The following is a 12169-nucleotide window of genomic DNA, read 5'->3' as shown; positions in this document are numbered from 1 at the left end:
CTCCGCTCACGAGGCGGCGGGTTCGGTCAGAACCCGCTCGACCTCCTGGCGCGTCGGCAGGCTCGGCTGCGCCCCTGCCTTGAGGCAGGCGAGGCTGCCGGCGGCGCATCCAAGCCGCACGGCCTCCATCACCGGCCGGCTGGCATCGAGCGCCGCCGCAAAGGCGCCGACGAAGGCATCCCCCGCTCCCGTGGTATCGACCGGCGTCACCGGAAATCCTGGAGAGCGCGCCACCTCGCCATCCACATGGGCGATGGCGCCGAGCGCGCCGAGCGTCACCACCACGCCGAGGCCGAGTTCGGACGCGAGTTGCTCCGCGGCGCTCGCGGCCGAGCCTGAGGCGCCCACCCGCTCGGCCACCTGCCTGAGCTCTGCTTCGTTGACGATGAGAATGTCCACATGCGAGAGGAGCCGGCTCGAGACGGGCACGGCCGGTGCCAGATTGAGCAGCCGGCGCATGCCGCGTTCGCGGCCCCAGGCGAGCGCCTTCTCCGTTTCCGTCATCGAGACCTCGCCCTGCACGAGCAGGACATCGTTCGGCTTCACCGCGACAGCGTCGAGAGCGGCTGCCTTCAGCCGGCCATTGGCGCCCGGCGACAGCACGATCTGGTTCTCGGCATAGCCGTCGACGGTGATGAAGGCGAGGCCCGTCGCCCCCTCGACCACCGCGACATGGCGGAGGTCGACGCCATCGCGGCGAAGATGCGCAAGGGCGAGATCGGCGAAGGCGTCCGTGCCGGTCGCACCGATGAAGGTGACATCCGCGCCCATGCGGCGGGCGGCGAGCGCCTGGTTGGCGCCCTTGCCGCCGGCGGCCACCACGTGGTCGCTGCCGGTGACGGTCTCGCCGGCATGCGGAAAGCGATCGACGCGCGCCACGAGGTCGACATTCACGGAACCGAAAACGACAATCATTGAGCCTCCTTGGCGGACTGCCCTGTCATGGCATGACCGCAGTGCGTTACCAGACCTTGCGCTCCGGGCCAGAATGTGGCGGCGCGCCGCAACCGGCTGAGCTCTTTCGTGCTTCCGCGAATCGCGAAAGAGCTCGTTTCTCGATTATCGCGCCTTCTTGACGCAAACCGGTATCCCCTTCGCTCGAATACGCTCCTAACGGCTTTGCCGGCGCCCACCGGCAATGGCGATGACGGCGATGATGATGACACCAGTCAAGATGTTGCGCACGCCGACGCCGAAACCGGAGGTGTTGAGCAGCGTCGCCACCATGAAGAGGAAGAGCGCCGCTCCCCAGAGGCCAGGCACATTGGCCATGCCGCCGGCCACCGACGTGCCGCCGATGACAACGATGGCGATGGAGGAGAGGAGGTATTCCGCGCCCACGTCGAGCGAGGAGCCGCCGGTGAAGCCCGCAAGCAGGGCGCCACAGAGGCCGGCGAGCGCGGCGCAGAGCGCGTAGGTCGCAAGGCTCGTCCATTCCACGGCAACGCCGGCGAGCTTGGCGGCGCGGATGTTCTGGCCGATCGCCAGCACCGAGCGCCCATAGACGGTGCGGTGGAGAATGACGCCGACGAGAATGGAAAAGACGATGGCGGCGATCGCCAGCACGGGAATGCCGCCGATGCGCGCCAGCGTAAAATCGGCGAAGGCCGGCGGCGGCTTGATTTGCAGTCCACGCCCATAGCTGATGCCGACGGAGCGCAGGATGAAGCTCATGGAGAGCGTTGCGATGATCGGCGGGATGCGCAGGAGGCGGATGAGCAGATAATTCGCGACGCCGATCACCAGCCCCGCGCCGATGGCCGCCGCAAGACCAAGCGCGATGCGCGTATCCGATCCGTCCATCACCTTCATGGCGATGGCGCTGGCAAGGCCAATGGTCGAGGGCAGGGACAGGTCGATATTGCCCGGTCCGAGGGTGATGACGAACATCTGGCCGATGCCGACGATGACCGTGAACACCCCGAAGGCGAGCGCCGCGGTCAACATGCCCTGCGCGCCCTGCCCGCTCGCCACGGCGATCGCCGCCGCCCAGACGGCCGCCGCGCCGAGAAAAGACCAGATCCAGGGCGCCTCGAAGACGCGCCGCAGGGATGCGGCACCGGTCGCATTCGTCATGACCGCCCCCGATTGATGATAGCCCGCAGCGCCAGAATGAGGATCAGGATGATGCCCTGCGCTCCCACCTGCCATTCCGGCGGGATGCGGAGCGAGGGCCATTGCGGCAGGCGAAAGAAGTTGAGCGCCACGGCTGCGAGCTGCAGCGTGAGCGCGCCGAGGACGGCGCCGATCGGCGACACTCGGCCGCCGATGAACTCTCCGCCGCCGAGGATGACCCCGGCAATCGCGAGCAGCGTATAGCCAGTGGCCATATTGGCGTCGGCGGAGGTCGAGACCCCGACGAGCATCATGCCGGCGAAGGCGCCGAAGAGCCCGGCCAGGGCGAACATGGTGACCTTGATGCGCAGCAGCGACCAGCCAGCCCGGCCGATCGCCGCCGCATTGCCGCCGGCCCCGCGCAGCACGGCGCCGTAAGACGTCGTCATGAGCCCGACATGCACGGCGAGCGCGATGACCACGGCCGCCAGAATGGGAAAGGGCACGAGGGGCGGATGGAAGCCGACCAAGGCGCGCAGCCAGGCCGGCGCCGTGCCGCCCGGCGTCGGCCGGATGATGAGCGCCACGCCGAGCCAGACGAAGCTCATGCCGAGCGTCACCACGATGGACGGCAGGTTGCGCAGATGGATGAGCGCGCCGACGCCGGCATAGACAGCGATGCCGGCGAGGATGGCGGCGGCGGCAATGAGCGGATCGCCTGGCATCCAGGTCGCCGTGACGCAGGCGACGAAGCCCACATAGGGGCCGATCGACAGGTCGAGCTCATTGATGGTGATGACGAACATCTGGGCGATCGTCGCGAGCGCGATCGGGATCGCCAGGTTGAGCATCAGATTCAGGCCGAAATAGCTGATGGCCCGCGGGTTGAACACGTAGATCGCCACGAGGACGACGGCGAGCGACAGCGCCGGCAACAGGCGCCGCAGCATGCGCCGCGTGCCGCCGGCGCCCTGCAGGGTTCCCGTACCTTTGGCCGGCATGGACATCGGATTCACGCGACCTCCTGGAACGACGACTGGATGATTTTCTCCTCCGTGAGTTCGCCCCGTCCGAGGTCGGCGACGATGACGCCGTTGCGGAAGACGTAAACGTGGTCGCAGTGCTCGAGCTCTTCCATTTCGGTCGTGTACCAGAGGAAGGTGCGGCCAGCATCGGCCTCGGCCCGAATGAGCCGGTAGACATCGAGCTTGGTGCCGATATCGACGCCGCGCATGGGATCGTCCATCAGGATGATGCGGGCGGCCGAGCCGAGCGCCCGCGCGAACAGCGCCTTCTGCTGGTTGCCGCCGGAGAGCGACAGGATGTTGTTGCCGACGTTGGGCGTGCGGATGCCGATGCGCTCCCGCCATTCCTGCGCCAGCGCATCTTCACGTTCGGGCGCGATGAGCGGTCCGCGGCGCAGCGCCCGCATCGAGCGGATGGTGATGTTGCGGCCGATGGACCAGAGTGGAAAGACGCCGTCCGACTGCCGGTCGCCGGCGACGAAGGCGACGGGCGCAGTCACCTCGATGCCGGCGATGCGCCGGCTGCGCGCCTCGAAGACCGACACGAGCAGATCCGTCTGGCCGTGGCCCGCAAGGCCGGCGAGCCCGATGATCTCGCCTTCATTGGCGCGCAGCTCGATGCCACGCCGTTCGCCGGCCAACCGGGCGCGGACGCTGAGCGGCGCATCGGCGCGCCGCGTCCGGGCCGTACCCGCAACAGCCTCGCCGACGCCGCGGGCCGCGCCGCCCATGGTGGCGATGAGCTTGGCACGGTCGAAGGCGGCTGCCGCATCGCTCGCCACCACCTGCCCATCGCGCATCACGACGATGCGGTCCGAGCTCTCCAGGATCTCGCCCAGGAGATGCGAGATGAGGATCGTCGCGCCGCCGCCGTCTACGAAGCGGCGCACGAAAGCGATGAGCTGCCGCGAGGTGTTGGGATCGAGCGAGGAGGTCGGCTCGTCGAGAATGACGAGATTGAGCGGATCGTCGGTGACAGTAAAGGCGCGCGCCACCTCCACCATCTGCCGGCGGCCGAGGGAGAGGTCACCCACCATCTCGTCCGGGGCGATGCCGTGGCCCGGGAAAATCTCGTCGAGCTTCGCCTCGATCAGCGCACCGGCGCGGCGGCGCCAGCCAAACCCGCGGATATGCGGGTGGATGATGCGCGTGTTCTCCGCGACGGTGAGGTTGAGGCAGAGCGACAGCTCCTGGAAGACGCAGCGGATGCCGAGCTTCTGGGCGACCGTCACCGAATAGGCCGGCCTCTCCATGCCCGCGATGACGATGCGGCCGGCATCGCGGGCGAGCGTGCCCGCGAGCACATTCATCAGGGTCGACTTGCCGGCGCCGTTGTGGCCGACGAGCCCGAGGCTCTCGCCGGCCGCCACCGAGAGGTCGATGCCGGCGAGCGCCCGCACTGCGCCGAAGCTCTTGGTGACACCCGCGAGCTCGACGATGTTGCGCTTGGTGCCCATCATGGCATCAACCGGCCGGGGAAGGCCCGATCCGTCTTACTTGGCATTGGCGGCGATGGCCTGGACGGCTTCTTCCTGCGAATATTCCTTATTGGCGACGCCGCCGACGGGCGTCGTCTTCAGGGCCTCGTCCAGCCCGTCCTGGCTGATCTCCAGATAGGGCACGACGAGATCATGCGGCACCTGCTTGCCGTCCAGGATCTGCTGCGCCACCCAGAAGGCGAGCGAGGACACGCCCGGCGCGATGGACGCCGACCAGGTGGTGTAGCCGTTCGCCTTGTTCTGCTCCTTCCACCAGGCGAGTTCGTCCTGGCGGTTGCCCATGATGATGATGGGCGTCGGCCGCCCGGCAGCCTTGAAGGCCTGCGCCGCGCCATAGCCGTCGCCGCCCTGATCGACCACGCCGACGATCTCGGGCAGCGAGGAAAGCACCGTCGCCACGGCCTTTTGCGCGGTCGCCTGGTCCCAGTCGCCCTGGACCGAGCCGACGATCTTGAACTGCGGATGCTTGGCGACGCCCGCCGCGATGCCGGCGTGGATGGCGTCGTCGATGGACGTGCCGGCAAGGCCACGGATCTCGAGGAGATTGCCGCCCTTGGGCAGGCGCTGCGCGAGATAATCGACCTGTGCCTCGCCCATCTTTTTGTAATCGACCACGACGCGATAAGCGCAAGGCTCGTTGACGATACCGTCGAAGGAGACGACGACGATGCCTGCGTCGCAAGCTGCCTTGACGGCGCCGTTCAGCGCATCCGGCGAGGCGGCGTTGATGACGATGGCGTCATATCCCTGCAGGATCAGGTTCTGCACCTGAGCGGCCTGGGTCGGCACTTCCTTGTCGGCTGTGGTGAAGCTATCGGCCGCCGCGACGACACCGTCGGCAACCGCCTTCTTCGTCACCTTGTCCCAGCTCTGGAGCATGGCCTGGCGCCAGGAATTGCCGGCGTAGTTGTTGGAGAGCGCAATGCGCTTGCTCGCGGTCTCGGCCGAGGCCGCACCGAGGGACGCCGCGACCATGACGGCGGCGATTGCTGTCGAGACGAGATATTTCATGACTGTCCTCCCGATCGGGCCTTGCCCGCTGTTTGCACCACAACTCAATGCGTCGCCGCCGCAAGCAATGATTCGCGGCCGCTTCAGTACACCGGACGCCCGGGTACAGTCACCGGGGTTCGATAGAGTGTTATCGAGGCCGTGATGAATAGATCGCGATAGTCCTCGCCGCCGAAGGTGAACTTCACTGCGACTTCTATGAGCGCTTCTCCGAGCGGATGGTGCGGACGGAGCGATCGCCGACGAACCAGTCGTCGGCCGAGATGTCCTCGAACACCACCCAGACGGATTCCTTCGGCAGTTCGGCGATCTCACTGACGGCGTCGACGATACGGCGCGTCATCTCGTTCTTCCGCTCCTGCGAATGACCTTCCAGGATGCGGATATTCACGAAAGGCATGGCGTGGTCCTCCCTCGCCCGCAGCCACGGCTGGCAAGCGGGCTTTTGGTTGAAAGATCTTCGGCAGGGCGGCAGGGCCGTGACGCGAGACGACGCACGGCTGGAGAGCTCCCCTGGGATATCATTCACCCCCGGCGAAGGGCTGACAAGAAGGCCGCCAGCAGGAACCGGAATAGGCGCATGCTTGGGCTGCATCCGATCGCCTACCGGCGCTCAGCGGCAGCCCGCTCGGCTCAGTCAACCGGCAAACGGGGACACGGCAGCTCGTTGACCATCTGGCCCGCCTCCTACCCGGTGACCGGTGATCGCCCGCCTCGCAGCGCCCGCAGAAGCGGTGGCACGATCCATATGGCGATCGTGGCAACGCCCAGCACACCGGCGATCGGCCGTTCGAAAAAGGCGAGGAAGCCACCATCCGACTTTATCATGGAGGTGACGAAATTGTCCTCGATCATGGGGCCCAGCACGATGCCAAGAATGCAGGGCGCGACCGGGATGTCGTTTTCCTCCATGATGTAGCCGATGACGCCGAAGGCCAGCATGACGTAGACGTCGAAAACGGTGTTGTTGACGGCGAAGGCGCCGACGACGGCAAAGCACAGGATGCTCGGCATCAAAATGGAGCGCGGCACCTTGAGGATCGGCCGCGCGCCCTTGATCGCCGCCCAACCGAGCGGAACCATCAGAATATTGGCCAGGATGAAGATGCCGAAGACCGCGTAGATGCTCTCCGGATTATTGATGAAGAGCGTCGGCCCCGGATTGAGGCCCTTGAGATAGAGCACGCCGATGACGACGGCCGTGATGGAATCGCCGGGAATGCCGAAGACCAGCGCCGGCACCCAGGCGCCGCCGAGGGCCGCATTATTGGCCGAGGTACTCTCGACGATCCCTTCGAGATGGCCCTTGCCGAACTTCTCCGGCGTTCGCGAGAATTTCTTGGAAACGGCATAGGCCACCCAGGCGGCGATATCGGCACCGGCGCCGGGGAGCGTGCCGATCGCCGTGCCCAGGATATTGCCACGCAGCTGCTGCGGCCAATAGGTCGCGAACAGGCGACCCCAGCCCTTGAACAACCCACCAATCCTGGCCTGCGTCACCTGCAGGGTGGTGACGCCATGCACCATGCTGCGCAGCACCTCCGAGACGGCGAAGAGGCCGATCATGGCCGGGATGAAGCCGATACCACCGAGAAGATCGGTGTTGTCGAAGGTAAAGCGCGCCACGCCCGCTGGGTTGTTGAGGCCGACCGTCGAGACGAGAAGGCCGATGAAGAGACTGATCAAGCCCTTGAGCGGGGATGAGGCGCCGATGAAGACGGCGCAGGTGAGACCGAGAAGCGCCAGCCAGAAATACTCGAAAGAGGAGAAATTCAGCGCCACCTCGGCGAGCGTCGGCGCGGCGAGGATCAGCACGGCCGTGCCGAACAGCCCACCGACCGCCGAGAACAGCAGATTGGCACCGAGCGCAATTTCCGCCTCGCCTTTGCGGGTCATCGCATAGGCCTCGTCCGTGTAAGCGGCGGAGGCCGGCGTGCCGGGAATGCGTAGAAGCGTGCCGGGAATGTCACCGGCGAAAATCGCCATGGCCGAACAGGCGATCATGGCCCCGACCGCCGGGATCGGATCCATGAAGAAGGTGACCGGCACGAGCAGTGCGATGGCCATCGTGGCGGTCAGGCCGGGAATGGCCCCGATGACGATGCCGAAGATCGACGCCAGCAGGATCGTGATGAGAACGGAGGGCGCGAAGACGAGCTCGGTGGCCTTTTCAATGGCCTGCATGTTCACCCCAAGAGAACTGTATCATCCGAAGAGAGGCCCCTGCGGCAATGGCACGCGCAGGAGCACCGTGAAGATTTCGAAGGTCGCGAATGTCACCGCGAGCGAGACGATGGCAGCCACCCACCAGCGCACACCGAGGAAGATCATGAGCGGCAGGATGACGATCAGCATCGTCGGGACGAAGCCGAGAAAGCCGACCGCCACGCCATAGAAAATGACCAGCGCCACCGTGCCGACAAAGCCGAGGATTCCGTGTGCGGAGAGCGCGCGATCCGGGGTGGGCTCCCGCGGGGCGGCGCGCCACCCGCGCAGGACCAGCAGGACGCCGCAAATCCCGAGCGCGACAGCCACGACGGTCGGGAAGACCGCCGCGCCGTATTGCTGGCCGGGAATGTCCGGAAAAGTCTGGGCATGCAGGGCGACGGCAGCGGCGAACACCGCGAGAACGCCGCCTGTCACGACATCGGATCTACGCATGACCAGACCTCGGTTCGAGCCTTGATCCGGTACGGATCAAGGGCTCCACGCTTTTGATTGGACGCATTGTCTCACGCGGACCAGGATGGATCTCACTCGAAAAATGCCGAAGCGGGACGACGTCTTTTGGAGGCGTCGATCCCGCTTTACCGAAGATCTGCATTTTGCCCTAGCGGGCGAGACCGACCTTCTTCATCACCGCCCCGAGCGATTCGTCGCTCTTGGCCATGAAGGCGCCGAATTCCTGGCCGGGCGCCCAGCTGATGCCGAAGCCACGGTCATTCATGAACTTCTGGAATTCCTCGCTCTTATTGATCTTTTCGAGAGCGGCGGTGAGCTTGTCGGCGATGTCCTGGGGCAGGCCCTTCGGGGCGGCGATGCCGCGCCAGGCGCCCATGGTCCAATCGAGCCCGGTCTCTTCCTTCAGCGTCGGGACGTCGGGAAGGGTCGGGTTGCGCTTGTCCGCCATGATGACGAGGCTGCGGACGCGCTTGGCGTCGATCAGTGAGCGCGCTTCGGGTATGGAGCAGGGCACGAGCTGCACGCCGCCGGCGACGAGATCCTGCAGACCGGGAGCGGCGCCGTTCGACGGCACCCAGGGCACATCGCCGGGCTTCAGACCGGCCGCATCGAGCATGCCGGCGATGGCGAGATGCCAGATGCCGCCCTGGCCCGTGCCCGAGGCCTTGAGAGAGCCGGGATTGGCCTTGATCGCCTCGAAAACGTCCTTCACCGACTTGTAGGGAGCATCCTCACGCACCTGCAGGCCGGCCGGGTCGTTGTTCATCAGCGCGATCGGCGTGTAGTCGGCGGGCGTGAGCTTGGTCAGCCCCTGCCAATGCATCATGGCGATCTCGACCGTCAGCATGCCGATGGTGTAGCCGTCCGGCGACGCCGAGGCGATCGCCGAATGACCGACGACCCCGTTGCCGCCGGTGCGGTTGACCACGTTGATAGGCTGGCCGAGCTCTTTTTCGAGAAGCGAGCCGATGATGCGCGCGGTCGCGTCGGTGCCGCCGCCGGCGCCCCACGGCACGATGAGTGTGATCGGCCGCTCGGGATATTCGGCATGCGCCGCAGGGGCGAGGCCGAGGAGAGCCGCGGTCAGGCCAAAGGCCAGCGATTTCAGCAACGATCGCATGTATTTCCTCCGATGCGGGCTGACGATTGCCCGTTTCCCTTCTGGTCCGTTCTGCTCTCTGAACGGAATCATGATCGCTAACAAGCCCGCCCTAGCTGTTGCATGTCAATTCGACCAAAGACTCCCGCCGACAATCAACGCGAGCATGCCGCAAGCTTCTGTTCTTGTTCAGCTCGGCCAAGTTGGATATGGAGGGAACAGCCAATCGGGACGCAGATCCGGGCAGTGTCGGTGGTGCGCGGGATGGCGGTAGTGGCCCTTCCAGGATGCGAATCAGGTCGCGAAGAGGCTCCGAAGACTGATACCCTTGCATCCGCGTCTCGTGTCGGCCGCTGCAGGTCGGACATTTCCACCTGGGCGGTTCGCCCGCGAGTCTCTCGCTGGACAGATGATCATGAACACTGACGCAGGCCCGCCGCCCGTGACCACCGCCTATGCGCCCGATCTCTTTGCGGAGCGCACAGTGCTCATCACCGGCGGCACCAGCGGCATCGGCCTCGGGGTCGCCCGGGCGTTCAAGACGCTCGGTGCCCGGGTCACGGCGACCGGCGCGACCGAGGCGGAGCGGCAGCGTGCCGCCGACGATCCCGCCAATGATGGGATTGCCTTCGCGGTGCTCGATGTGCGCAATGCCGCGGATATCGAGCGGCTCGTCGGCACGCTCGATGGACTCGACGTCCTGGTGAACGCGGCCGGCGTCATCCGCCGCGATGCCGAGCACGATCCAGACGTCTTCGCGGATGTCATCGACATCAATCTCACCGGGACGATGCGCGTCTCTGCCGCGGCAAAGACGAAGCTCGCCGAGCGCCGTGGCGCGGTCGTCAATGTCGCCTCCATGCTCACCTTCTTCGGCGGGCCGCGCGTGCCCGCCTACAGCGCCTCCAAGGGCGGCATCGGGCAGCTGACGAAGAGCCTCGCAGCCGCCTGGGCCGGCGACGGCATCCGCGTCAATGCGGTTGCGCCGGGCTGGATCGCGACACCGCTGACCGAGGCCCTGCAGCAGGACGAGGAGCGCAGCCGCCCGATCCTCTCGCGCACGCCGATGGGCCGCTGGGGCACGCCGGAAGAGGTCGCCGGCGGCGTGCTCTTTCTGGCCTCCCCCGCCGCCCGTTTCGTCACAGGCGCCATTCTCGCCATAGACGGCGGTTATCTCGTCGTCTGATGCGCGATCCCTTCCAGCCGGACGCGCCTTGCCATTTTCCTCGCATTGTCTCGACGCGAACCGGATGCGCCTCGCTTGAAAATGCTTCGACAGTTGGAGACCAATCATGACCGACCAGACCGCCCCCAACGACAAGTGGGTGCCCTATCGCCATCCCCAGCCGAAGGAATCGCCGCCGGAGCTCGTGGTCCCGAATGCCATCCCCACGGATGAGCGCATCTGGGTTCCGGTCGAGGAGAATGTCTGGTTCCGGCCGCTCTTGATGGCCGCCTCTCGCGGCTATTGGATGAACCTGCTGAAGGTGCGCAAATCCGGCGTGCTCTCACGCCATCGCCACCCGCAACCGGTGCATGCCTATGTCATCAAGGGCGAATGGCGCTATCTCGAACATGACTGGGTGGCGCGCGAGGGCTCCTATGCCTATGAGGCGCCGGGCGAGACGCATACCCTCGTCGTCGACCCGCATGTGGAGGAGATGATCACGCTGTTTCAGGTGAACGGTGCGATGATCTATGTCGACCCCGACGGCAAGACGGTCGGCTATGACGACGTCTTCACCCGCATCGACAAATGCCGGGCGCATTACGCCAAGAACGGTCTCGGCGCCGACTATATCGACCAGTTCATCCGGTAAGGCGTCCCCTCTCCCCGCAAGCGGGGCGAGGGGACCAACGCCCATCGACACATGAATTGCCCTCCGGGGAACGGCTGACCCGCAGCAGCTAGCGGCAAGTGTCTTAAGCCCAATCCGCTCCGCGATTTTCCCGCTCGCGCGCGCCCTCGCCATAACGGCGCAGGAACTCGCTAGGCACTGTTCCGACGCGTTCGGAGAAGGCAGCGGTGAAGGCGCCGAGACTGCGGAAGCCGATGCTTCGCGCAACCGCGCTCACCGAGTGCCGCCCCTGGGTGAGGAGTTCCATGGCGCGCATGATGCGCGCCTCGCGGATGAGCTGGCGCCAGCCGAGCTGCAGTTCCTCCTGGCAGCGGCGCTGCAGGCTGCGCGGCGAGATGCCGGTGGCAGTGCAGGCTCCCGTCAGCGAAGCATCGGCCAGATGATCGCGCACATAGGTGAGGACCGCCCGCATCTCAGGTGAGTGGGCGGCCGGCAGCCACAGCATGCGCGGGTTGGAAAACCACTCGGCGCAGAGATGCGCCAGCGTGCGCAGGAAGAGGCGCGCGACCGGGAGCCGGCTGAAATCCTCCGCCGACCAGCGCACCGCCTGTGCCAGCATCTCGCGGGCGAGTGGGCTTGCCGCGGTGACCCAGCAGCCTTCGTGATGCCATTCGGTATCGGCGGGGTCGACATGCGCGACCTGCACCACCGTGCCGGGCGAGGCGCGCAGGGCAAAGGTGCGATCGGCCGGAATGAAGACGAGGTGGTTGGGGACGATCAACCAACCGCCGGAGGCACCTTCCAGATCGATCTGCCCGGAAACCACCAGAAGAAGCTTGTGCAAGGGATCGCCGAGCGAGCCCTCCTGCCATTCGCCGAGCGCCAGCGCTCTGGCGGCCGGAACGGGCGAAAGCAGCCGCCGCTCTGCCGACAGAAGCGGCTCGAAGGGCCGCGCCGAGCGACCGAGCCGCGCGATCGTGTTGACCTGAATCAAAAAAT

The 12169-nt window shown here is 66.2% G+C and carries 12 protein-coding genes; 2 read left to right on the top strand and 10 right to left on the bottom strand.

All coding sequences use genetic code 11. The features are described 5' to 3' along the window. Positions 1–6 precede the first annotated feature (6 nt). From ACFQU1_RS11080 to ACFQU1_RS11040, 9 genes are all read right to left on the bottom strand, one after another. The gene (locus ACFQU1_RS11080; RefSeq protein WP_378132388.1) at positions 7–915 is read right to left on the bottom strand and encodes a ribokinase; all 909 of its coding nucleotides are present in this window, start codon (positions 913–915) and stop codon (positions 7–9) included. Between the two features lie 195 nt (positions 916–1110). Next, the gene (locus ACFQU1_RS11075) at positions 1111–2076 is read right to left on the bottom strand and encodes an ABC transporter permease (protein WP_378132386.1); all 966 of its coding nucleotides are present in this window, start codon (positions 2074–2076) and stop codon (positions 1111–1113) included. Then, entirely contained in the window at positions 2073–3062 is a 990-nt protein-coding gene (locus tag ACFQU1_RS11070) for an ABC transporter permease (RefSeq protein ID WP_378134012.1), read from the bottom strand. The genes ACFQU1_RS11075 and ACFQU1_RS11070 overlap by 4 nt, the downstream gene beginning before the upstream one ends. A gap of 5 nt (positions 3063–3067) precedes the next feature. After that, complete coding sequence (locus ACFQU1_RS11065) at positions 3068–4540, bottom strand: sugar ABC transporter ATP-binding protein (protein ID WP_378132384.1); 1473 nt, start codon at positions 4538–4540, stop codon at positions 3068–3070. 33 nt (positions 4541–4573) lie between these two features. After that, a complete protein-coding gene (locus tag ACFQU1_RS11060; RefSeq protein WP_378132382.1) occupies positions 4574–5590 on the bottom strand; it encodes an ABC transporter substrate-binding protein in 1017 nt (338 codons plus the stop codon). A 196-nt stretch (positions 5591–5786) separates the two neighbouring features. Further along, the gene (locus ACFQU1_RS11055; protein WP_378132380.1) at positions 5787–5990 is read right to left on the bottom strand and encodes a 4-oxalocrotonate tautomerase family protein; all 204 of its coding nucleotides are present in this window, start codon (positions 5988–5990) and stop codon (positions 5787–5789) included. A gap of 287 nt (positions 5991–6277) precedes the next feature. Then, positions 6278–7774 (bottom strand): tripartite tricarboxylate transporter permease, encoded by a 1497-nt coding sequence (locus tag ACFQU1_RS11050; RefSeq protein WP_378132378.1) that lies wholly within the window; start codon positions 7772–7774, stop codon positions 6278–6280. Between the two features lie 21 nt (positions 7775–7795). Further along, positions 7796–8251 (bottom strand): tripartite tricarboxylate transporter TctB family protein, encoded by a 456-nt coding sequence (locus tag ACFQU1_RS11045; RefSeq protein ID WP_378132376.1) that lies wholly within the window; start codon positions 8249–8251, stop codon positions 7796–7798. 169 nt (positions 8252–8420) lie between these two features. Next, positions 8421–9392: a tripartite tricarboxylate transporter substrate binding protein gene (locus ACFQU1_RS11040; RefSeq protein ID WP_378132374.1), complete on the bottom strand. Its 972-nt coding sequence runs from the start codon at positions 9390–9392 to the stop codon at positions 8421–8423. 394 nt (positions 9393–9786) lie between these two features. On the opposite strand from ACFQU1_RS11040, the gene ACFQU1_RS11035 reads away from it, so the two are divergent. Both ACFQU1_RS11035 and ACFQU1_RS11030 read left to right on the top strand, forming a co-directional pair. Next, complete coding sequence (locus ACFQU1_RS11035; RefSeq protein ID WP_378132372.1) at positions 9787–10557, top strand: SDR family NAD(P)-dependent oxidoreductase; 771 nt, start codon at positions 9787–9789, stop codon at positions 10555–10557. A gap of 106 nt (positions 10558–10663) precedes the next feature. Beyond that, positions 10664–11191, top strand: coding sequence for a 2,4'-dihydroxyacetophenone dioxygenase family protein (locus ACFQU1_RS11030; protein WP_378132370.1), 528 nt, complete (start codon positions 10664–10666; stop codon positions 11189–11191). 103 nt (positions 11192–11294) lie between these two features. On the opposite strand, the gene ACFQU1_RS11025 is transcribed toward ACFQU1_RS11030, so the two are convergent. Next, the gene (locus ACFQU1_RS11025; protein WP_378132368.1) at positions 11295–12164 is read right to left on the bottom strand and encodes a helix-turn-helix domain-containing protein; all 870 of its coding nucleotides are present in this window, start codon (positions 12162–12164) and stop codon (positions 11295–11297) included. Between the last annotated feature and the right edge of the window lie 5 nt (positions 12165–12169).

It is taken from the genome of Chelatococcus sp. GCM10030263, assembly GCF_042666455.1.
Classification (GTDB): Bacteria; Pseudomonadota; Alphaproteobacteria; order Rhizobiales; family Beijerinckiaceae; genus Chelatococcus.
Note: the sequence above shows the minus strand (reverse complement) of the source record. Positions and strands in the feature narration are given on the sequence as shown.